This is a genomic window from Chryseobacterium sp. UF-290 (assembly GCF_058245615.1).
In genome coordinates this window covers 25989-47210 of record NZ_JBSICB010000021.1, presented here as the reverse complement: position 1 = coordinate 47210, position 21222 = coordinate 25989, and the positions used below count along the sequence as shown (strand labels likewise).

Genomic DNA, 21222 nt, shown 5'->3' with positions numbered 1-21222 from the left:
ATTCTATTCTTGATAAGGTATCGGATCTTCCAGGGTGAAACGTAAGGTAAGCTGTTCATTTTTTCTTTGAACGACCATGGTAATGTTTCGCCCTTCATAAGACTTCATCAGTTCTACAATTTTTTCCAGGGTCATATCTGCAGTTCTGTTTCCATTGATGCTGATCACCCTGTCTTCTCTTTGCAATCCGGCTTTATAGGCAGGGGAATCCTTTCTGACTCCTGAAATGGAGAATATGGGTTTTAAGCTGAATTTATATTGAAAAGAATCTCTGTAAACCTCATTCGTTACACCTGTGGATTTCTGGGTTTCAATTTTTACCCTGTCCTGCTCCCATTCCAATCCGTCCTGTTTAAAATCCAGGCCGCTCATATTGAAGTTAAAAGGATCGTTGAAATTTTTATTCTTTTTCAAATATAGCTTATTATTGGGATAATCAAAAACCACAGTAAACCGGCGCATAATTTCTCCTCCTACAGAGCCTTTTCTGTCTTCCACTAAATTGACATGCTGGATAGAAAATTCATCCGGCATAGCGGTAAGCGGTTTTTCAAATTTAAAATTTCCCAGGTAAAAATTATGAATCCTGCTTCTTTTACCATAAATGTCTCCATTGAATCCACGGCCGAGGAAATCATCAATATTAGGCCTGTTATAGACAAAATTCTTAATCAGGGTAGGGAAGAGCCATATGGCATCACTGTTTCCCAGATCGATGAGCAGCTTTGAGCTTTTCTTTTCGCGGGTCATTTCCACATCGGCAGAAAGATAAGGCTTACTTTGTTCTATCGTAATGGGGAATTCTTCAAACCTCCTGATCTTCTTTTGTAAAAGAGCGGAATTTTCGTATACCGTTATTTTTTTTGATACATAATCAATAAAAACAGGATGGTCTTTGAAGAAGTGGAACCCGATAACACCATTTACCGGAATTCCGACATGAGATGAAATATTAAACTCTTCATCCAGGATTACATAAAGGGCCATGGAGGTATTCACAAGAACATCACCAATCCTGCCCGTATTACGGTCGGATTTTAAGCCATCAATACTTAAGCTTCCACCCAGTCCGGAAAATTTCATCTTTTCAACATATCCAAGTTTGAGTTCCTTATTCTCAAGACTGAAAAGAATGGTTTCTGCAACTCCGGTATCGAGAAGGAAGGTAAGTTCGGCACCGTTGACATTGATGGGAATAAAGATGAGGTTGTTGATAAACTTAAAAGGGATGACTGCTTTTTGGGTGTTGATCAGCTCAAAAGAGTTCTGGGCATTTACAAAAATGCTAAAAAAAAATCCCAGTAAAAGAAACTTAAATTTCATTTACTGAATTTAGTGAATTTATCGATATTGTAATAAAAAAACATTCCAAATGCAGGAATGTTTATATAAACGACAATAAATGAATAGGAAATGTTGAATTTATTTTAAAACGGGATCTGTCTTATTTGGAGAAAAATTCCATCAGATCCATATAGTTTTTCTGATTCACCCCATGTCCGCTCATATATTCTCTGAATGTAAAGTAGCAACTCAGGTCATAAAGAAGATCAGCCGCTTTTCTTCCCCATTCAAGAGGGATAACAGCATCATCAGTACCATGTGAGACGAAAAACCTTAATTTTTCAAGTTTCTTTTTATCCTTTACGATACCGTCCAGGATTTTATCTTCGGGATAAGCGCTGAGACAGGCAACATAGCTAAAAAGCTCAGGATATTTTAAAGCCAATGCGTAACACAATATTCCACCCTGGCTGAATCCGCATAAGTGGGTCTTGCCTTCCGTCAGACCATAATGATTGATGATCTTCATGATGCTTTCCAATACGGCATTTAAAGACTCTTTAGCCTGAGGTACATCAATAAAGTTTTCAGGATCATTAAAATTGATATCATACCATGAATATCCCTCGAATTGGGTATCTCTCGGAGCTCTGAAGCTGATGATAAGCCAGTCGGCGGGAAGAGTTTCTCTGAAACTGAAAAGATCCTGTTCATTGCTGCCGTAGCCGTGAAGCATAAAAAGAACAGGGGTGCTGGGGGTAATATTTTCCGGCTCTCTTACTAGATAATCTAAATTCATACAGCAAATATAGCTAATAAATCATATTGAAAATCACTTTTATTATCCATACAAAGAACTTTGAGGGGAGAGTGCTGTATGTTCAATGATTGATTGTTTTGAAGCGTATTATTGTATTTTACAGAGTGTTTTTATTTTTTGCTGATTTGATATTGTTTGTAAATCTTTGTTGGAAAATTTTCATAAAAGTTATTTTTATATTAATAAAAAACTTATATTTGGAACATTAAAAAATCTATTTGGAGAAATGAAGCAATTTTACAATTCAAAAAGTTTACTGAGACTTTCTTTTTTATTCGTTTTATTATTTTCTGTGATTACCGTTGTAAGTTCCTGTAAAAAAGATGACGACGATGATTTTCAGGATCATGTGGTTCAGTTTGAAGTGAAAACTACCGCAGGAGGAGAAATTAAAAGTGTTGTAACACAAGTAGGTACTACTCAGAATACAATATTCAATACTCCACAAACTCCTTTAACTTCGCCCTGGACGAGTGGAGAATTCTTTGTAAACTCCAGCCAGGCACAGTTGAATCTGGATGCTAATGCAATCCTGCCAGAAGATAATTCGGAACTGACCATCAACCTTTGGATCGATGGAGAGGTTGCCAGAACCGTTACGAAAAAAGGAAAAGGAGAATTAGTTGCTTCTATCGATTACAGCTTCTTGGAACCGTAAAATATTCTAATACTGATATAAAAATTAAACCGCTTTTACAGCGGTTTTTTTTATTCTTCGATCATATGCTGCTGTACAGCTATGTTGATAAGCTCCGTTGAATTTTTTGCCTGAAATTTCTGCAGTAAGTTTTTACGGTGAGTATCTACAGTAAGAGGACTTAAAAACAGCTCTTCAGCGATCATATTGCTTGTTTTTCCCTGGGCCACCATCTGAAGGATCTGCTTTTCTCTTTTGGTAAGTCTGGGAATAGGCAGGTCGTTCTGGGAAGGCCGGCTGATGATCTGCTTCGTCTCATTACAGAAGACGATATCTCCGGAAAGCGCTCCCTTAATGCATATGACCAGTTCATCAATAGAGGTGTTTTTGAGAAGATAGCCACTCGCTCCGTTTTGAATAGACTGCATGATGATGCTTCTTTCAGACCGGTTGCTGAACATGATTACAGAGGTATCCGGTGATATCTTTTTAATTTCCCTGCAGAGCTCCGTACCATTGGCATCAGGTAATGTGATATCCAGAAGAATAATATCGACCTTGTGAGACCGGATACAACTGATGATTTCCGAACCGGATGTGAAGCTTCCCGTAACATTGAAAAACGGCTGGCTGTTCAGCATCATTCTCAATCCTTCAATGACAATCGGGTGATCATCTACGATAACAATATTTATTTTTTCATTCTCCATCTATATTGAGTTCTATATTAATCGTTGTACCTTGACTGTCGGAATTTACTTCCATTTTTCCTTTCAGATAGCTGACCCGGTTTTTCAGATTGCGGAGTCCCATGCTTTGGGTCGTATTTTCAATATCTTTATTAAAACCTTTCCCATCATCTTCAATGGTGATCAGGAAGCTTTCTCCGGATTGAGAGCATTGCAGCAGAATATTGTCAGCTTCGGCATGCTTTATGGCATTTGCTAATAATTCCTGTACAATTCTGTAAATATTGAGCTGTATATTTAAAGGCAGATCTTTTTCAATGTCAATGGCCTGGAAATCGATATCCAGATCCTTTCTGGAATAAAATTCACAAAGATCATTTAAAGCCGTTTCCAAACCGAAATTAAGAAGCGATTCAGGCATTAAATTTCTTGCAATGTGGCGAAGTTCCCCTACAGAGCTGTCCAGCTGACCTAATATCTTATAAAATTCCTGATCCTTTTCCGGGTTTAAATTATTGGCTGACCACGTAGAAAAATTAATTTTAACCCCGGCAAGCATTCCGCCCAAACCGTCGTGAAGGTCTCTGGCAATCCGCTCCCTTTCCCGTTCCTCACCATCAAGGATCGCTCTGGTAAGCGATAGCTCTTCCTTCTGCTTAATGTCGTTTATTTTCTGCTCAGATATTTTTTTATTTTTTCTGAAAATGATAAACAGGAAAATTAAAAGGCTTACAACCAATAACAGGATGAGGCTCAATCCCCATAAATAAGAGTTCTTCTTATTTACTTCCAGATCTTTCTGGTTTTTCTCAGCATTGAGAATCGCTATTTTTCTTTCCTTTTCAGCAGTATTGAATTTGGTTTCTATTTTGTTGATTTCCAGCTTTATATTTTCAGTATTCAGGCTGTCATTAAGTTTGGAATATCTTTTTTCCCATACCAGGGCCTCCTTTGTATTTCCCATCTCTTCACTGAGTATAGAAAGCTGCTTATAGATGGTCTTCCTGTTGTTGAGGTCAAGAGCAAGTGATTTTTCCGTTAAAATGTCTTCCAAAACATTTTTAGCCTCATTATACTTTTTTAATTTCTTTAGAATGTCATATTTGTTGAAATAAAACATTTGCGCCAGCAGATTCTGATTGAACTCTTTTGTATAAAAGATTCCTTTTTCAATAAAAGCTAGTGCTTCTGCATTTTTTTGTTTGGTAATACAATACAGTGTTTTACCATAATAATAGAAAGCATTGACAGAAGATTCAGGATATGGAGCGATCAGCTTTTCAGCTTTATCCAGGTTTTTCCTGGCTTCATCTCCCTTGGTTTGATAGCAGAAATTATTGGCAGAATTAAGGTATGTGAAAAATAGTTCAGCAGACTCCGGATAGTTTTTTTCAAGAATTTCCAGGGCCCTATTATTATAATTTTCCGCCTTTTTAAATTCAGCATTATACATGAGAACAACAGCAAGTTGAGTATATAGAAATCCTAAGCTCCTGCTATTCTTATATTTTTTAGCCAGTGGAACGCTTTTTTCAAGGATTGTCTTTACTAAAAAAGGATAGCCTTCCTTATCTTTCAGGGTTACCCCATAGCTGTACCATGCTGAAGCCTGAAGAAGATCAGACTCTTCATTTTTGAACTTTGATAATGCTTTAATGGCCTGCTGATAAGACAGAGCCGCTTTTTCTTTGTCTCTGTCCAGGTTATACTGTGCTTTATAATATTCATACTTTGCTGAAAGAAAAAGATCGTCTTTAATAAATGTTTTCCCGTTTTCCAGGTACTTTTTACTCAAAAGAGAATCAATATTTCTGTAATAATTTGACAGAAGAAAAGATGCATTTGCCTTTGATACAGGGGAGGATGTGTTCTTTATGATGTTTTGTAAACTATCCAAATAAGGCTTCTCATTCAGCGGAATAATTTGCTGTGATCGTATACCAAAGGACAGCAATATGCTTAGCAGGATCAGTAATCTCTTCATTAGGGACGGTTCTGTAGAATATATTTTTTTAAAACGTTCAATTTAATTAAAAAATTTAGCAAAAAAAATACCTGAATTCCGGTAGAAAAAAATACACGTTTCTCAGTATTGATAAAGTTTGCCGACTCTAATAGCTTTGCAGATATCAAATCACTGATCATAGAATATTAAATAAAGTAATTAAAATTTAAACAAAAAGATTATGAAAAAAATGAGAATGAATCAACTGTTGAGAGGAGCGTTTGTTGCAGTGCTGGCAATGGTGTTGATTGGTTTTGTAAGCTCTTGCAGCAATGATGACGATGACAACAACAATGTGAATGGTGCAGGGAAAAGCCATAAAGTAGTTTTTAAAGCAATAGCTTCTGCAGGAAGTAATATTGAAATCGCTGTATATGGAATTGATGGTAATCCGACAACGGCATCTAGCCTTAGCGGTACAACATGGTCAAGTCCTGAGGTCACATCAGAAGCTGGTGCCTATAATGCGAACGTAGCTGTAAATGCTATAGGAGCTGATGCTTCTTCTACTTTAAAGGTTCAGATCTGGGTAGATGGTGAACTGAAAAAAGAAGGTACTTCCAGCGGACAGTATTTATCAGCTTCTGCAAGTCATACATTTTAATATTTGATAAAATGATAATGAAAACCGCATTGGCGGTTTTTGTTGTTTTATAAAGTCTTTTCACCCAACACTAAAATTGTAAAAATGAAAAATGTTTTAACCATTGTTTTTATCAGTGCTTTCCTGCTGATAAATGCCCAGAGACAGGAAGTGATGCCACAGGTACCTTTTGATGAAAATCTTACAAAAGATATGCTGGCTTATGGTAATTCAACAATAGAAGGAATTGCCATAGCGAGAGAATATACGAATGCCAATCGTTGGAATAACCTTTTAGGAGTGAACGCTTTCGGAATCAAGCATATTGCACCTGAAGGAACTGTTGTTGTTTTGTTTCCTGTAACAAGCTATTTTGAGGAATACTACAGATTAAGAAGCAAATACAAAAAAAGTAAAAAATATATGGCTGTTCTTTCCCAGCAGGCTTTTAAGTACAGAATTGAAACCAAAACCGATAAAAACGGAAGGTTTGTCTTTGAAAAAATGAAACCGGGAAAATACTATATTGAGACGGTTTTCGGGTATGTGGGAAAAGGTGTAGGCTCACAGCAGGTAGGAAGAACGGATTATTATAACGGTTTCGGGAATTATACAGGTTCTTCACCCGTTTATCAGAGCTACTACTACAATTATAACGAAACAAAGGTGGAAAGCAAATTTGTAGAGATCAGGAGAGATGGAGAATTGAAAGAGATCAGGCTTTAGTCTTTTATGATTATAATGAAAGTTGGGCGGGTTCGAAGAACCCGCCCAACTGTTTTTATTTTTAAACTACTTTCACAATAAAATAGCTTTTTTTTCCTTTCTGAAGCAGTAAAAACTTACCGTCAATAAGATCACTTTCATTCGCTGTAAAAGTATCATTTACCTTTTGTTTGTTCACAGAAATTGCATTTCCTTTGATCTCTCTCTGGGCTTCGCTTTTAGACTTCAGGAATCCTGATTTTTCAGAAAGAAGATCTACAATGCTTACTCCCAATACCTCTGTCTTTGCAATTTCCTTTTGAGGAACACCGTCAAAAACTTCAAGGAACGTTTCTTCATCAAGGCTTATCAGGTCTTCAGCAGTAGAACGTCCAAAAAGAATTTCAGAAGCTTTCAGAGCCTTTTCATATTCTTCTCTGCCATGTACCCAAACCGTCACTTCTTCAGCAAGCTTCTTCTGAAGCTTTCTTTCATGTGCCGCTGTTTTGTGCTCTTCTATTAACGCTTCAATTTCCTCTTTTCCTAAGAATGTATAGAATTTGATGAATCTTTCAGCATCTTCGTCCGTAGCATTCAGCCAGAACTGGTAGAATTTATAAGGAGATGTTTTCTTTTTGTCCAGCCAGTAGTTTTCTCCGCTTTCAGACTTTCCGAATTTAGAACCATCAGCCTTTGTGATCAATGGAACGGTCAATGCAAAAGCTTCTCCCTGAGCTTTTCTGCGGATCAATTCTGTTCCGGTAGTGATATTTCCCCACTGGTCAGATCCTCCCATCTGTAGCTTTACATTATTGTTCTGATACAGGTGAAGAAAATCATATCCCTGAATTAGCTGATATGTAAATTCTGTAAAGCTCATTCCATCTGCGCCACCTTCTCCTGAGAATCTTTTCTTCACAGAATCTTTTGCCATCATATAGTTAACGGTGATATTCTTTCCGATATTTTTGGCAAAATCAAGGAAAGAAATATTCTTCATCCAGTCATAATTGTTCACCAGCTCAGCCTTGTTAGGCTCATTACCCTCAAAATTTAAAAATTTTGAAAGCTGATTCTTCAGACAGTCAACATAATGTAAAAGAGTTTCCTCATCCAGAAGGTTTCTTTCTGCAGATTTTCCGGATGGATCTCCGATCATTCCTGTAGCCCCTCCAACCAAAGCAATCGGCTTGTGACCGTGCTGCTGGAAGTGAGCTAAAATTTTAATCTGGATAAGACTTCCGATATGTAAAGAATCGGCTGTTGGATCAAAACCAATATATGCAGTAGTTACCTCTTTATTCAGTTGTTCATCGGTTCCTGGCATCATATCGGCAAACAGACCACGCCATTTCAGTTCTTCTATAAAGGAATTCATTGATTTTTACTTTAAAATTTTACGGTGCAAAGATAGTAATTTCAGAAGTATGAAAGGCAAAAGGAGGAAAAGCAAAATGGTAAAAGGGTGAAGAGAGCAGAGATAGGCAAAGGTGTTTTATAATTGTAATATTCAGGAATAGCCGGTAATTCTATTTCTTGTTAATGACAAATTTTATTTGACAGATGAATGCCAATTAAAAAATATCGATCTTATTGACTGTTTGATAATTTCACTTACTTTATTTATCTGTGTTCTCCTCAGCCATCCATCTTACCATCGTCCTTTTCTTTATTTTCTCAGCCTTCTCAGCCCTCTTAGCTTTCTTAGCCTTTTTACCTTTTCACAAATTTGCCTTTTTGCCCCAAATAATCTATATTTGTTAATAATGAACGACGAACAGCTATTTCTGCTCATCCAGAAGGCCAAAGATAAAGATCAGAAGGCCCAGACTAAACTCATCAATGTTTTTTGGGTGGATGTTTTCTCTTTTGTGATGAAAAAAGTAAGAGATGAGAACGATGCAGATGAAATCACCGTAAATGTTTTCTCTAAAGTATTGTCGAAGCTGGATATGTTCGATCCGCATTTTCAGTTTAAAACCTGGATACTGACCATTGCCCAGAATACGGTCATTGATTTCTGGCGGAAAAAGAGCCGTGAAAATGAAGACTCCATCGAAAATCTGGATGAAGTTAAAAATCAGTACGCGAAATCTCCCGAAGAACTTCTGATCTCTGAAGAAGAGCAAAAAAAGATCATTAAAACCATAGAATCTTTGGATGCCAATTATCAGGACATTATCAAACTGAGATTTTTTGAAGAAAAAAGTATCAAAGAAATTGCAGAAGAACTGGGAATCTCGGTTGCCAATACCAAAGTAAGGGTAATGCGGGCGAAAAAAGTTCTTGCCGAACTCTTGAAAAATAACGATTTCGAAGACAATTAATTATGGATACCGGATTTTTTGGACAACACAAAGAAATTTAACAATATATTCTTTTAAGACTCAGGAAATCAATATTTTCAGGCCGATTTTATATATCTATATATTTGTTTTGCTACTATGCAGGAATGATTTTATTTGTGCGTTAGTGGCAGTTAGAAAACAAATTTTATCACAGATAAAATCTTTGCTCCTTACTGCCGCATCTGGCCTGCAAAGTAACTTGCTTCCTTGCGTCTACCAACAAACAATAGGTACTTTATAAATCCGAATGTCCAATGATATTTAGAATTATAAGTTTCATCAATTTTTCCGGTTGATGGTTTCCATTAAAAAATCCTTAACTTTGAACTTCAATTTTAGAAATGGAAAATTCAGTTCAAGACACTACCGTTCAAAAACCAAAATGGATCCGCGTAAAACTTCCTACCGGAAAGAATTACAGAGAGCTGAGAACCTTGGTTGATAAATATAAATTAAATACCATTTGCCAAAGCGGAAGCTGCCCGAATATGGGAGAATGCTGGGGAGAAGGTACGGCAACTTTCATGATTCTTGGAAATATCTGTACAAGAAGCTGTGGATTCTGTGGCGTAAAAACAGGAAAACCTCTTGATGTAAACTGGGATGAACCTGAAAAAGTAGCCCGTTCGATCAAATTAATGAAGATCAAACATGCCGTTTTGACTTCAGTAGACCGTGATGATCTGAAAGATATGGGATCTATTCTTTGGGGTGAAACCGTAAACGCCGTGAGAAGAATTTCTCCGGGAACCACAATGGAAACGCTGATTCCGGATTTTCAGGGAATTACAAAACACCTTGACAGATTGGTAGAAGTAGCTCCGGAAGTGATCTCTCACAATATGGAAACCGTAAAACGTCTGACCAGAGAAGTGAGAATTCAGGCCAAATATGAAAGAAGCCTTGAGGTATTAAGATATTTAAAAGAAGCGGGTCAGAGAAGAACAAAAACAGGGGTAATGCTTGGTTTGGGAGAAACCAAAGATGAAGTTTTCCAGACTATTGAAGATATCAGAAATGCCAATGTAGATGTTATTACCCTTGGACAATACCTGCAGCCAACCAAAAAGCATCTTCCTGTAAAGAAATTCATTACCCCGGAAGAATTTGATGAATTTGGAGACTTTGCCAGAAGCTTAGGCTTCAGACATGTTGAAAGCTCACCTCTTGTAAGAAGTTCTTACCACGCAGAGAAACATATACATTAAAATACAGACCGTTCAGAGATGAGCGGTTTTTGTTTTTTAGGTGGCAGGTGGAGAGTTAGTTAGAAGTTAGAAGTTAGAAGTTGGGCGTGGTTACTTTGATTTGTAATGGATGTCCTCATTAGAGTGGCAAATCGAAGATTTGACGGGATGATTAGTAGAGTACCAGAATTAATAATAGTCATGTATAAACATCTGTGAAAATCTGAGTAAATCTGTGGTTAAATAAATTTTATTGAATCAATAGCACTCGCTTAAATATAAACCAACCTACACATGGCTTTATCCAAAATATAAACACATCTGCTATCCTTAAAGTCTGAGAGACAAATAAATCTATCCGTTTTTATTTATTACAGGCAGACTCTTTGGTAATCCCACCAATCCGTCCGTTGATTTCAATAGGTCTGAAATGCTTTTTCTTAAACTCAGATGGCGTTTCGCCCGTATGTTGCTTAAAAAGTTTATTGAAATAAGAAAGACTTTCAAAGCCTACCTGAAAGCAAACTTCAGTTACAGAATAATCTTTCAGAAGAAAGATCTTGGCCTGGTTGATTCTGTAGTTGTTTACAAAATCAGTAAATGTCATATTGGTTTGCTTCTTAAAATAGCGGCAGAAAGCAGGCGTGCTTAGTCCCACTATTTTTGCAATAGCGTTGACATTGGGCTTTTTATCATAATTTTCATGGATATAATCGTAAATGGTTCCCATTCTGATCTTGTCATTCAAAAACCACTTGATTCTGGTATCTTCCTTATTAAGCTCTCTCACTTCGGTGGAATCTGCGAGGATCTGCAGAATTTCGATCAGTCCTATCAGAGATTCAAAAGCATTTTTATCCTTGATGATCTGAAGCTTTCCAACGACCGTATTTTTAGTTTCTCCAAAGAAAGACAGTCCAAGATAAGACTTCTCCAACAGGTTTTTTATGCTTTCAAATTCAGGAACAGGCAGAATGATATCCTGAAAAAAGCTTTCCTGCATCTGTACTACCATCTGTCTGCATTCTGTCTGGATACCATAGTCAAAATTAAGGTGAGGAACGTTGGCCCCGATCAGCAGAAGCTCACTGTTTGTAAATCCGGAAATATCCTTTCCTACATGTCTGATCCCATTGGTTGCTTCTACATAGACCAGCTCTATTTCAGGATGGTAATGCCAGAAAAAACAGTTTTTTAAGGAAGGAGAAAAAAGCTTGAATGATTTTCCTTTTTCAAATGTTATGTTCTCTTTCTGAATTTTCATCTTGCCCTGTTTTGATTGTTTCTGAATCTAAAATTAAATAAAAAGGTTAATATGGAGCAAATTTTTATCATTCAAAGAGAAGTGAATTTGAATCTTTCTTACGACTTTTGCACTTTCATCATAGAGAAAGCAAAACCATTTTTAGAATTTTAAAATTAATTCAGTAAAAAGAATTTAGAGATAATGAAGATTGATAAAAGAATAATACCGCTGGCCATAGGCGGTTTGGGAATAGGAACTACAGAATTTACTGTTATGGGACTGCTTCCTGATATTGCCAAAACATTGCAGATCTCAATTCCGCAAGCCGGGCATTTAATTTCTGCCTATGCAATGGGAGTGGTGATCGGTGCACCAATACTTATCGGATATTCCGTGAAATTTCCGCCTAAAAAAGTTTTAATAGCCTTTATGCTATTGTTTACCTTATTCAACGGGCTTTCTGCTGTAGCTCCCAATTATACGACCATGCTGATTATAAGATTTATGTCAGGGCTTCCTCACGGAGCATTCTTTGGAGTAGGTACTGTGGTGGCTTCTAAAATGGCAGGAAAAGGAAAAGAAGCATTGTATATATCGATGATGTTTACGGGACTTACCGTCGCCAATCTGGCGATGGTGCCATTGGTGACCTATATCGGACATATATATCACTGGAGGCTATACTTTGCCGTTGTAGCCGTAATTGGTGTTTTTGCCCTGTTATTTTTGAAATTATGGCTTCCTAATATGCCATCCAATCAAAACACCCACTTCCTGGAAGAATTGAAATTCCTTAAAAACAAACAGTCCTGGCTGGTGCTTACCATCACGGCAATTGGATTTGGAGGACTTTTCACCTGGTTGAGCTATATTACACCGCTGATGACTGTAGTGGCAGGAATAAAGAGCAGTCAGATGGCCTATGTAATGGTGCTTGCAGGAGCAGGTATGGTCGTTGGAAACCTGGCCGGAGGGGTTATTTCTGACAAATTAGGTCCTGAAAAAACCTGTGTTTTGCTGATCTTCCTGATGATGATCTCTTTGGGGGGAGTATTCTTCCTTTCCGAACATCAGAATACTGCTCTTGTGCTGACCTTTATGTGCGGAGCCTTATCCATGTCTATTGCGGCACCCATCAATATTATGATGATGAAGGCCGCTCCAGGAAGTGAAATGATGGCCGCCGCTTTTATGCAGGCAGGCTTCAATATTGCGAATGCAATGGGAGCTTTTCTGGGAGGAATACCTTTAGAATACGGGTTGCCTTTCAATTATCCCTCGCTGGTAGGAGTAGGGATGACCTTCATTGGTGTTGTTGTAAGTGTAAGATATATGTATCTGTACGGCGCAGGAACAGATGAAGAAGAAAAAACTGCAGAATGCGTTTCATGTGACAAGTAAAAATAATCTGCATGATCTCGTTAATCTGCGAGCAAAATAAAACTTATTTATTATGCTGAAGGTATTTGATCTCTCGCTAATTTTGAGGGTTGAGCAGATAATTGTGGAAAAAATAGGAGAAATCACCCGCATCTGGGAGAGAAAATTATAAAATACAAACAGCCTGTTTCAAAGAGAGAAACAGGCTGCTTATATATAATAAATAGGTTTAGGCTTCTACTTCATCACCGTTTTTGCACCAATAGAGGGCGTTATATAAATTTTCTTTGGGGAAAGATTTAAATTCTCCCGGCGTCAGGACGCTGAATATACTCGTAAAGTTTTGTATGCCTTCCTTATCCGTAACAATTGCTGCACGGTTCCAGTTGGCAAGATTTTTTAAACCTAAAAGAACATCTTCAAGCCATGCTCCCATGGTAAAATTACCCAGATCAGTATCCAAATACAGTAAGTAGTTCAATTCACCGAACTGATCAACCTTCTCCTTTACCCGCGGAATTACCAGTTTTTCAAAATCCTCTTTTGTTACTTCTCCGGTTGCATTGAATGCCGCGACATTTTCCGGAGCTTCTGGAATAATTGTTATCATAATGAATATTTTATGGTGGTTTAATTTATAGAAACAACAATAATTACACCACAATTTGGTGAAAAACTGTTAAAATAGGTATAAAAATTGTTACGATTAATATAAAAATATAAATATGGATCTTAAATCAAACGAACCTTTTTGGCTTTTAAAGAACGGGCTGATGGCTTCATATCCATCATTAAAGGCAGATCAGCAATGTGATGTTCTCATTGTGGGTGGCGGCATTACGGGCAGTCTTATTGCTCATCAGATGATGGAAGACGGATATGATACAATCCTTATTGACAAAAGAGAGCTCTGTAACGGGAGTACTTCTGCTACAACATCAATGCTGCAATATGAAATAGATGTTCCTCTTTATGAGTTGATAGAAATGATAGGGGAGAAAGGAGCAGTATCTGGCTATAAAGCCTGCAGTGATGCTATTGATACCATTGAAAAGATTTCAAAACAGATAAGGTCCGGTGCAGGTTTCAAACGTAAAAAGTCATTGTACTATGCTTCAAAAAAGAAAGATGCTGAATGGTTGAAAAAAGAATACGAAGCCAGAAAAGAATCGGGATTTGAGGTGAAATGGTTGTCAGAAGCACAGATTTTGGAGCAGTTCGGGTTTGAAAATACTTATGGTGGGATCCTGTCAAAACAGGGAGCAAGTATTGATGCCTTTCAATTTGCTCACGAATTATGCATGTATAATGTAAAGAAAGGGCTGAAAATATTTGACAAAACCGAGATGGTAAAAGTGGAATATCATAAAGGATTTAATATAGCCGTTACGGAAAGTGGATTTCAGATCCGGGCTAAGAAGATCATCTACTGCATCGGGTTCGAAAGCAAAGAGCTGCTGAAAGAAAACTTTGTTAATCTGAAAAGTACCTATGCTGTAGTTTCCGAAATAGATCAGGATACATTCAAAAATATCAATAATACACTGGTGTGGAATACTAATGATCCTTATCTCTATATGCGGACGACCGATGACGGAAGGCTTTTGATAGGAGGTGGGGATGAAGATTTTTATAATGCGGAAAAACGGGATGCCCTATTGGATAAAAAGGAAAAGGAAATTGTAAAGGAGCTAAAGAAGATAAAGCCTGACTATCATTTCTATTCAGACTTTGTATGGGCGGGAACCTTTGGGGAAACTGATGACGGTCTTCCTTATATCGGGGAACATGAAAAGTTCAGGAACTCTTATTTTGTCCTTGGCTTCGGAGGAAATGGAATTACCTTTTCGGTCACGGGAATGGAGATGGCTTCTTTATTTATGAAGAATAAAAAGCACCCGCTATCCAGGTATTTTAAATTTGGAAGGTAAAAGATATTTTAACCGCAAAAGTCACAAAAGGCTTATTCTTTTACAGGGGGATTATGAATACTTGATCCATCTGCTTTAGATGTGAGGTCTTTATTTTTCATAAAATTATTATAGCCACTAATGCACGAATAAAAAATTCGTGCATTAGTGGTCAATACAATAGCCTGCAGCGTAAAAACTTTGGCACCTGATTTATTTTACAGGCTATATCCATTTTTCTTAGCCAGTTCCAGGATAGAGCTTTCAATCGCTTTTCCAAGATCATCAGAATCATCATTCCCTCTTTTTTTCATTTCTCCATCGATATAGGCCTGACGTTTTTTGGAAAGCTCCTCGATCTCGCTTTGAATTTTATTACGTTCCGCCGATTTTGAAGCGATTGCCTTTTTAATTTCTTCCTTACTTTTACCCTTCAGTTCATCAGGAAGCTCGCTTTCTTTTACAGCAGCAATAAACCCGGCATCTTTTTCAGCCTTATCTACCAGATCCCAATGTTCATTTTTGTAAGCATTCTTTTTGGATTTGGAAACCGTTCTTTCCACAAGGTTGGATACAGACTGTATTTCTGCATTCTTATCCTGGGCAATTTGTTTGAGCTTGTATTCAGAACCGCGGTTTCCGTAATAGATGTAGGTGTCATTCAGTTTGGCATTGCATTCCGAAATTCTGGTATCATAAGGCGTTTCAATGTAGATCACTTTTCTGTCACTGTCAATATTGAAATATTTTCCGCCGCCTATGGTGGCTCCGTTTTGCCAGAAACTCTGAATACCTTCTTCCCGGCTTCCGCAGAAAATAGTATTGGTGTAGATATTCTTATCCTTTGCTTTTGAGATGACTTCTTTATAGCCTATTCTTCCCTGATTAAAGGGTTCATTCCCTGCGATATAGATCAGTTTCATGCTTTTCTCGTTACCATCCCAGTTGAGGTTGGTAGAAGCGTCACGGATAACAGCTCCGCAATATTCACTTCCGCCATTGGTTCTTAAAGCAAATAGTTTTTCCGAAACCAGATCAAGATCCTGGGTAAGAGGAGTAACCTGACGAATGTAGTTCTCATCGCGGATTCCGTCGTTTCCATACTCATAAAGAGCAATTTCGATCTGTGGTGCCTGGCCGTTATACTTTAATGTGGTCAAAGTATTGACAATATTCCAGAGTCTTGATTTGGCCTGGTCGATCAGCCCGTCCATACTGTTGGAAGTATCAAGTAAAAGGGCTACCTGAATTTTATTATCCTTTGTTGTCGTACTGACCGGAATTACGGATGCATTTTGTACAGACAGGCTGCCGTTATGTACATTACTTTTTGAACAGCGGGTGTCTGTAACGGTACCGGAGCTTAAAAAAGCTGTTCCCGCTGCGAGTGCTAAAATTTTTAAAGTTGTCATATTATTATTTTTTATAGGTTATCTGTTATAATATCTTACCTGCATATCTTTCGGACTGTCTCTTAAATCTGTTATTTTAAAGGATTTCATATCTTGTCTTGATGCTGTACTTCAGCTTAATATTTTCAATATTATCAAAAGAATAATCTGCTGAAGCATCCGCTATTTCTAACTGTACATTGCTCATTCGGGTTTTGTAAGCGACAGGGAGTACAGTATCGCTGGTGTAATCTTCTATTTCAACAATTTCAATCGCATTTCCCGTCTTTTTACCCATGCTTTCCAACAGATAATCTGCCTTTTCCTTAGCGGCTTTTAAGGCGTTGATCTTTACGGCTTTTCTGAAATCTGCAATTTTGGTATTCTTTACTTCTGCGATGTTCAGGCTGCTTACCCACTTTTGATTCAGGTCCTCAAAGATTTTGCTGATATTTGATGTTGTGCTGGCCTTAAACTGATAATTCTTGGTGAACTTTGCTGTCTTGGAATAGATATTCTGGTACATCGATTTGAATTTGATGTCTTCATTCTTTACTCCGGCACTTTTTAAAGTTTCAAATAATTTCTTTTCATTATCTGCCAGATCATTTTTATTATCCGCCTTTATTCCGATACTGAAGATGATCTCATCCGGTTCTATTTCCATTTCTGCCACTCCCGTTACTTCAATGGCATTCTTCTTTACTTCCTGTGCATTGACAAAACTTCCTAATGTTAAAATTCCGATCAATAAAAAATGTTTCAATTTCATAATTTCCTGTTTTTAATTTTAAATTCTGGAGTAAAATTAGGCAGTTCTGAAACCCGGAAGCCGGGAGACTTGGTGAAATGGAGCTTTCACTTGGTGAGTTGTTGTATCTCCTTTAAAGAAATTAAGCTTTTGGGTCTTTTGCGGTTGGAGAGCTTCAGGCTGCTTCACAATTGCAACTTGGTGAAATAAGGTTTTGACTTGGTAAAGGATAGAAGACTATAAATAAAGTTTTACTTACTTTGCAGTAAAGATCTGAAATCCGTGAAATTAGTTTTTAGAATATTGTTTATGATCATGTTTGCATTGGGGAATTCTCTCATTGCACAGGATACTGCAAGGGTTTCCAAAGCGCTCAAATCGGCTTCGAAACTGAAAAAAGCAGTGGATAAGAACGATAATAAAGGTGTTGCGGATACTTATGTGGGGATGGCTAATGACTATTACAATCAGGGGAATTTTGCCAAAAGTGAAGAATATCTGATCAAGGCAAGAAATATTTATCAGAATCTCAATGATAAGAAAAATCTTGAGTCTACTATCCGTAAGCTGGCGCAGGCTCAGGAAAAACAGAATAAAATAACGCCTGCCATCAGCAATTACAGCATGGCAGCTCAAATGAGCTACAGTGAAAAGAGCAAGGCTGTCAATACCAATGATGTGACAAGGCTTTCTTCTCCTACGCCGGAGCTAAGGGCTGAAGCGATTCAGAATAATATCAATCTGAGCAAAAAGGAGAGTGAGCAGGGAGAGCTGGCAGACAGCTACAGCCAGCTGGCGGAGGTGAATATGCGGCAGAAAGATGTTTCCAGAGCAGAAGAAAATCTTAATGCCGCTTATAGCATTTCAAAAAAAGATGCTCCCCAACAGGCATTGGCCATCAACCAGAAACTGGCTGATTTTTATATTGAAAATAAAAACTTTGATAAAGCGATCGAAGCTAAAAAGAAAGTGCTGAAAGAAGATTTTGTAAAAGATAATTCACAGGAAAAAGTGAATCAGATTCAGGAGCTGGCTGATATTTATATAAAGAAGAACGATCCGGCAGAAGCGGTAAGCTTATTGAAGAATGCTTACGGAATCGCTTTAGAAAAAGGACATACCCTGGAAGCTCAGAAAAGCGTAAAAAAGTTGGACAGCCTGTACGCTATAGCCGGAAATACCGATGCTTCCGTACATCTGTACAGGGATTTTCTGGGAAAGCTTCCTGATCTGGTTTCCAAAGACAGAAGTCTCGTTGACAATAAGATACTGGAAGATACCGAACAGAGAATTTCACAGCTGGAAAAAGAAAAGGAACTGAAAGATGAGCTCATCCGTAAGAAAAATGCTTTCAATTATGGTCTGATAGGGGCTTTGATCCTTTTGACCGGTTTGATCTTTTTTATTTTCAGAACCCTGAAAAAAGTGCAGATTAAAAACAAAAAAATTGCTCTTCAGTCGCTGAGAAGAGAGATGAATCCGCATTTTATCTTTAACAGTCTGAATAGTGTCAATCATTTTATTGCGACCAATAACGAACTGGAAGCGAACCAGTACCTGACGAAATTCTCCAAACTGATGCGTGGGGTGATGGAAAATTCTACAGAAGACTTTATCCCTTTTCAACAGGAGCTTGATCTTCTTCACAATTACCTTGCTCTGGAAAAAACACGTTTTGCAGATAAGTTTGATTATGAAATTGAAGCAGATGAAAACCTGAATCTTCAAAGCCTGCAGGTTCCCGGAATGCTTGTGCAGCCATTTCTGGAAAATGCGATCTGGCATGGATTGAGATATAGAGCCGATAAAGGATTTTTAAAGCTAAGCTTTGAAAAAAATGATCAATACCTGAAGGTCATGATTGATGACAACGGTATAGGCATTGAAGAAAGTAAAAAGCAGAAAACCCGGCATCAAAAAACCAGAGAAGGGCGGGGTATGAAAAATACCATGGAAAGAATCCAGCTGCTGAATGATCTGTACAAAAAAGATATTACCTGCTCAGTAACTGACAAAGAAAACAACAGCGGGGTTCTGGTGACGATTAAGATTAATATGTCCTAGAACAGGGCAAATTTTCATTTGCAATCCGTCTTATACTTTTCTGGCGATTCCGGAGTGTGTTATTACCATCCTGATCGTAAGATATGCCTGGAAATGGAAAAAGGTTTAGACCGATTTCCCAATAGGTTTAAGATTGTATGAATGGGTAAATATTCCTAATTTGCAGTCAGTAACCTATAGCCTATAATCACCTAGCATCCGACCGAATGAAAATAAAAGCCGTAATCATAGACGATGAGACCATAGCAAGAGAAGTCCTGAGAAGCTATCTTACCAAATATTGCCCACAGGTGGAAATTCTGGGCGAGGCTGAAAATATCAGAGAAGCGGTGCCCCTGATTACTGAAAAGCAGCCACAATTGGTCTTCCTGGATGTGGAAATGCCTTTTGGAAATGCTTTTGATGTATTGGAGGCCACCAAGGAATTTTCGTATGAAACTATTTTCATTACTGCCTTTTCACAATATTCGCTGCAGGCCTTGAATAGATCTGCGAGCTATTATATTTTAAAGCCGATAGACATTCAGGAACTGATATTGGCCGTGAATAAGGTGGCTGAAAGCCTGGAAAAAAAAGAAGAACTCAACCGGAATAAAATTTTACTGGAAAACTTAAAGTTAAAACCTGAAAAACAACAGCTTATACTTCCAACTTTACAGGGGTTTGACGTGGTAAAAACAGAAGATATTCTCAGGCTTCAGGCGGATGGGAACTTTACACAGGTGTATCTTACCGATGGCTCAAAGAAAATGGTCTGCCGGTTTCTGAAGCATTTTGATGATCTGCTGGAAAATCCTTTTGTAAGGGTTCACCGCTCCCATATCATCAATACCGGATTTGTAAAATCCTATCATAAAAGCGGAACTGTAATGCTTGCTGACAATACGGAAATTGAGGTTTCAGGCAGCTTTAAAGACAACTTCCTGAAAGTTTTTTCATAGAATTTATTGTTTCTTAACAGCCTAAAGGCACTATTTTTGACGTTTTTAATCACACAAAATATCTCTGTTATGAAGACCCTTCACAAAATTATACTCCCTGTCTCGCTGGGGGCGTTGGGACTGATCATTTTCAACTCGTGTTCTGTAAGAATTCCCAGAGGAGCAGTTGCAGTAAAGAATTTTGATGCCGGAAAATACCTCGGAAGATGGTACGAGATCGCCCGTTTTGACTACAGGTTTGAGAAAAATATGGATAATGTTACCGCGGAATATTCGGAAAATCAGGATGGTAGCATTCAGGTCAGAAATAAAGGCTATGATTATCTCAAAAAAGTATGGAATGAATCTATCGGGGAGGCCCAATTTGTAAAAGATAAAACCGAAGCCCGGCTGAAAGTGTCATTTTTCAAACCCATCTGGGCGGGTTATAATGTCATTGATATTGATGAGGACTATCAATATGCCCTGGTGGCTGGAAGCAGCTTAAAATATCTGTGGATCTTATCCCGTACGACCAGCATTCCGGAAAGCATACGGCAGCGTTTCCTGGAAAAAGCAAAAAAAATCGGCTATAATACCGATGAGCTGATCTGGGTGAAGCATAATCAATAATAGGGTAAAAAGGTGAAATAGCAAAAGGATAAAAAAGGCTAACAAATATTCGTTTAACAATTTTTTATCTTTCTGCGATTTTACTTTAATTAACTTATTCGGCTATCATCCTATCAGTATTCTTTGCCTTTTCGCCTTTTTGCAATTTTGCCTCTTAGCTCCCAACATACTCCTTCCACTCTTCAAAGCGGTGATCAATAACCTGCTTCATCAGGTCATAGTTTTCATAGGTATCTTCAATGTGGTAAAACGTTTCGTATTCGTAGTCATTTTCCTCAGCTTTAGCATCAAAAAGATTGACGTAATCATCAGCAAATGAGCTGTATTTGTTTCCGAAGTCGGTATCGTCTGCATAATAATCTTTGGCAAAGCTGTTTCCAAGGTCATTCAGATCATACTCAGAGAATTTTCCGTCACAGCAGTTCATGACAAATTCTGCTCCTGTCATTTCTCTTCGTTTCAATTGTTCAATTTCCTCTGCTCCGTCTTCTTTCAATTCATCAGAAATAAGATCATTATTGATACACCAGTTCAGGAACATTCCTGTATGTGTTGCTCCGTTTTTCTCAGGAAGTCCTTCAGGGAAATCACCACCATAATGCCATGAAGCATCATCATATTTAGACATAATGTTTAATTATAGTTGTACAAATTTCCGTCAAAAATAGA

20 protein-coding genes are annotated in these 21222 nt (G+C 37.8%); 10 read left to right on the top strand and 10 right to left on the bottom strand.

From position 1 onward, the window contains the following. Positions 1-3: 3 nt before the first annotated feature. Both AC4IF5_RS18795 and AC4IF5_RS18790 read right to left on the bottom strand, forming a co-directional pair. Positions 4-1323 carry a PDZ domain-containing protein gene (locus tag AC4IF5_RS18795; RefSeq protein ID WP_490737241.1) on the bottom strand — a complete coding sequence of 440 codons (1320 nt, stop codon included), beginning with the start codon at positions 1321-1323 and terminating at the stop codon, positions 4-6. A 121-nt stretch (positions 1324-1444) separates the two neighbouring features. Next, positions 1445-2083: an alpha/beta hydrolase gene (locus AC4IF5_RS18790; protein ID WP_490737239.1), complete on the bottom strand. Its 639-nt coding sequence runs from the start codon at positions 2081-2083 to the stop codon at positions 1445-1447. 247 nt (positions 2084-2330) lie between these two features. Between AC4IF5_RS18790 and AC4IF5_RS18785 the strand changes: the two genes are divergently transcribed. Next, positions 2331-2762 (top strand): hypothetical protein, encoded by a 432-nt coding sequence (locus tag AC4IF5_RS18785; protein ID WP_490737237.1) that lies wholly within the window; start codon positions 2331-2333, stop codon positions 2760-2762. Positions 2763-2812: 50 nt separating this feature from the next. Here the strand turns inward: AC4IF5_RS18785 and AC4IF5_RS18780 are convergent, their stop codons facing one another. Both AC4IF5_RS18780 and AC4IF5_RS18775 read right to left on the bottom strand, forming a co-directional pair. After that, positions 2813-3451 (bottom strand): response regulator, encoded by a 639-nt coding sequence (locus tag AC4IF5_RS18780; RefSeq protein WP_490737235.1) that lies wholly within the window; start codon positions 3449-3451, stop codon positions 2813-2815. After that, complete coding sequence (locus AC4IF5_RS18775) at positions 3441-5414, bottom strand: ATP-binding protein (RefSeq protein WP_490737233.1); 1974 nt, start codon at positions 5412-5414, stop codon at positions 3441-3443. The genes AC4IF5_RS18780 and AC4IF5_RS18775 overlap by 11 nt, the downstream gene beginning before the upstream one ends. Positions 5415-5616: 202 nt before the next feature. Here AC4IF5_RS18775 and AC4IF5_RS18770 point away from each other — a divergent pair, with 202 nt between their 5' ends. Both AC4IF5_RS18770 and AC4IF5_RS18765 read left to right on the top strand, forming a co-directional pair. Next, a complete protein-coding gene (locus tag AC4IF5_RS18770; protein WP_490737231.1) occupies positions 5617-6039 on the top strand; it encodes a hypothetical protein in 423 nt (140 codons plus the stop codon). An 84-nt stretch (positions 6040-6123) separates the two neighbouring features. Beyond that, complete coding sequence (locus AC4IF5_RS18765) at positions 6124-6744, top strand: hypothetical protein (RefSeq protein ID WP_490737230.1); 621 nt, start codon at positions 6124-6126, stop codon at positions 6742-6744. Positions 6745-6805: 61 nt separating this feature from the next. Here the strand turns inward: AC4IF5_RS18765 and tyrS are convergent, their stop codons facing one another. Next, positions 6806-8101, bottom strand: a complete 1296-nt coding sequence (gene tyrS / locus AC4IF5_RS18760) for a tyrosine--tRNA ligase (RefSeq protein WP_490737228.1) — start codon at positions 8099-8101, stop codon at positions 6806-6808. Positions 8102-8489: 388 nt separating this feature from the next. Between tyrS and AC4IF5_RS18755 the strand changes: the two genes are divergently transcribed. Both AC4IF5_RS18755 and lipA read left to right on the top strand, forming a co-directional pair. After that, entirely contained in the window at positions 8490-9050 is a 561-nt protein-coding gene (locus AC4IF5_RS18755; RefSeq protein ID WP_490737226.1) for an RNA polymerase sigma factor, read from the top strand. A gap of 362 nt (positions 9051-9412) precedes the next feature. Then, positions 9413-10279, top strand: coding sequence for a lipoyl synthase (gene lipA, locus AC4IF5_RS18750; RefSeq protein ID WP_002981042.1), 867 nt, complete (start codon positions 9413-9415; stop codon positions 10277-10279). Positions 10280-10622: 343 nt separating this feature from the next. Here the strand turns inward: lipA and AC4IF5_RS18745 are convergent, their stop codons facing one another. Then, complete coding sequence (locus tag AC4IF5_RS18745; RefSeq protein ID WP_490737223.1) at positions 10623-11522, bottom strand: AraC family transcriptional regulator; 900 nt, start codon at positions 11520-11522, stop codon at positions 10623-10625. Between the two features lie 183 nt (positions 11523-11705). Here AC4IF5_RS18745 and AC4IF5_RS18740 point away from each other — a divergent pair, with 183 nt between their 5' ends. Continuing rightward, on the top strand, positions 11706-12905 hold the full coding sequence (locus tag AC4IF5_RS18740) for an MFS transporter (RefSeq protein WP_490737221.1): 1200 nt from the start codon (positions 11706-11708) through the stop codon (positions 12903-12905). Between the two features lie 208 nt (positions 12906-13113). Here the strand turns inward: AC4IF5_RS18740 and AC4IF5_RS18735 are convergent, their stop codons facing one another. Further along, the gene (locus AC4IF5_RS18735; protein WP_490737219.1) at positions 13114-13494 is read right to left on the bottom strand and encodes a SpoIIAA family protein; all 381 of its coding nucleotides are present in this window, start codon (positions 13492-13494) and stop codon (positions 13114-13116) included. A 115-nt stretch (positions 13495-13609) separates the two neighbouring features. Here AC4IF5_RS18735 and AC4IF5_RS18730 point away from each other — a divergent pair, with 115 nt between their 5' ends. Then, on the top strand, positions 13610-14815 hold the full coding sequence (locus tag AC4IF5_RS18730) for an NAD(P)/FAD-dependent oxidoreductase (protein ID WP_490737217.1): 1206 nt from the start codon (positions 13610-13612) through the stop codon (positions 14813-14815). 197 nt (positions 14816-15012) lie between these two features. On the opposite strand, the gene AC4IF5_RS18725 is transcribed toward AC4IF5_RS18730, so the two are convergent. Both AC4IF5_RS18725 and AC4IF5_RS18720 read right to left on the bottom strand, forming a co-directional pair. Continuing rightward, entirely contained in the window at positions 15013-16206 is a 1194-nt protein-coding gene (locus tag AC4IF5_RS18725; RefSeq protein ID WP_490737215.1) for a vWA domain-containing protein, read from the bottom strand. A gap of 76 nt (positions 16207-16282) precedes the next feature. Further along, positions 16283-16957: an SIMPL domain-containing protein gene (locus AC4IF5_RS18720; protein ID WP_490737213.1), complete on the bottom strand. Its 675-nt coding sequence runs from the start codon at positions 16955-16957 to the stop codon at positions 16283-16285. Between the two features lie 261 nt (positions 16958-17218). Here AC4IF5_RS18720 and AC4IF5_RS18715 point away from each other — a divergent pair, with 261 nt between their 5' ends. From AC4IF5_RS18715 to AC4IF5_RS18705, 3 genes are all read left to right on the top strand, one after another. Continuing rightward, entirely contained in the window at positions 17219-19000 is a 1782-nt protein-coding gene (locus AC4IF5_RS18715; RefSeq protein WP_490737211.1) for a histidine kinase, read from the top strand. Positions 19001-19206: 206 nt separating this feature from the next. Beyond that, entirely contained in the window at positions 19207-19941 is a 735-nt protein-coding gene (locus AC4IF5_RS18710) for a LytR/AlgR family response regulator transcription factor (protein WP_490737209.1), read from the top strand. Positions 19942-20010: 69 nt separating this feature from the next. After that, positions 20011-20553 (top strand): lipocalin family protein, encoded by a 543-nt coding sequence (locus AC4IF5_RS18705; protein WP_490737207.1) that lies wholly within the window; start codon positions 20011-20013, stop codon positions 20551-20553. Positions 20554-20707: 154 nt separating this feature from the next. On the opposite strand, the gene AC4IF5_RS18700 is transcribed toward AC4IF5_RS18705, so the two are convergent. After that, on the bottom strand, positions 20708-21181 hold the full coding sequence (locus AC4IF5_RS18700) for a DUF7832 domain-containing protein (RefSeq protein ID WP_490737205.1): 474 nt from the start codon (positions 21179-21181) through the stop codon (positions 20708-20710). Positions 21182-21222 lie beyond the last annotated feature (41 nt).

What these genes read in the sequence shown, in the direction of transcription:
- AC4IF5_RS18720 (WP_490737213.1), bottom strand. Translation starts at nt 16,957, where the DNA reads ATGAAATTGAAACATTTTTTATTGATCGGAATTTTAACATTAGGAAGT.
- AC4IF5_RS18700 (WP_490737205.1), bottom strand. Translation starts at nt 21,181, where the DNA reads ATGTCTAAATATGATGATGCTTCATGGCATTATGGTGGTGATTTCCCT.
- AC4IF5_RS18745 (WP_490737223.1), bottom strand. Translation starts at nt 11,522, where the DNA reads ATGAAAATTCAGAAAGAGAACATAACATTTGAAAAAGGAAAATCATTC.
- lipA (WP_002981042.1), top strand. Translation starts at nt 9,413, where the DNA reads ATGGAAAATTCAGTTCAAGACACTACCGTTCAAAAACCAAAATGGATC.
- AC4IF5_RS18765 (WP_490737230.1), top strand. Translation starts at nt 6,124, where the DNA reads ATGAAAAATGTTTTAACCATTGTTTTTATCAGTGCTTTCCTGCTGATA.
- AC4IF5_RS18755 (WP_490737226.1), top strand. Translation starts at nt 8,490, where the DNA reads ATGAACGACGAACAGCTATTTCTGCTCATCCAGAAGGCCAAAGATAAA.
- AC4IF5_RS18725 (WP_490737215.1), bottom strand. Translation starts at nt 16,206, where the DNA reads ATGACAACTTTAAAAATTTTAGCACTCGCAGCGGGAACAGCTTTTTTA.
- AC4IF5_RS18795 (WP_490737241.1), bottom strand. Translation starts at nt 1,323, where the DNA reads ATGAAATTTAAGTTTCTTTTACTGGGATTTTTTTTTAGCATTTTTGTA.
- AC4IF5_RS18775 (WP_490737233.1), bottom strand. Translation starts at nt 5,414, where the DNA reads ATGAAGAGATTACTGATCCTGCTAAGCATATTGCTGTCCTTTGGTATA.
- AC4IF5_RS18735 (WP_490737219.1), bottom strand. Translation starts at nt 13,494, where the DNA reads ATGATAACAATTATTCCAGAAGCTCCGGAAAATGTCGCGGCATTCAAT.
- AC4IF5_RS18780 (WP_490737235.1), bottom strand. Translation starts at nt 3,451, where the DNA reads ATGGAGAATGAAAAAATAAATATTGTTATCGTAGATGATCACCCGATT.
- AC4IF5_RS18710 (WP_490737209.1), top strand. Translation starts at nt 19,207, where the DNA reads ATGAAAATAAAAGCCGTAATCATAGACGATGAGACCATAGCAAGAGAA.
- AC4IF5_RS18790 (WP_490737239.1), bottom strand. Translation starts at nt 2,083, where the DNA reads ATGAATTTAGATTATCTAGTAAGAGAGCCGGAAAATATTACCCCCAGC.
- AC4IF5_RS18785 (WP_490737237.1), top strand. Translation starts at nt 2,331, where the DNA reads ATGAAGCAATTTTACAATTCAAAAAGTTTACTGAGACTTTCTTTTTTA.
- AC4IF5_RS18770 (WP_490737231.1), top strand. Translation starts at nt 5,617, where the DNA reads ATGAAAAAAATGAGAATGAATCAACTGTTGAGAGGAGCGTTTGTTGCA.
- AC4IF5_RS18705 (WP_490737207.1), top strand. Translation starts at nt 20,011, where the DNA reads ATGAAGACCCTTCACAAAATTATACTCCCTGTCTCGCTGGGGGCGTTG.
- tyrS (WP_490737228.1), bottom strand. Translation starts at nt 8,101, where the DNA reads ATGAATTCCTTTATAGAAGAACTGAAATGGCGTGGTCTGTTTGCCGAT.
- AC4IF5_RS18730 (WP_490737217.1), top strand. Translation starts at nt 13,610, where the DNA reads ATGGATCTTAAATCAAACGAACCTTTTTGGCTTTTAAAGAACGGGCTG.
- AC4IF5_RS18740 (WP_490737221.1), top strand. Translation starts at nt 11,706, where the DNA reads ATGAAGATTGATAAAAGAATAATACCGCTGGCCATAGGCGGTTTGGGA.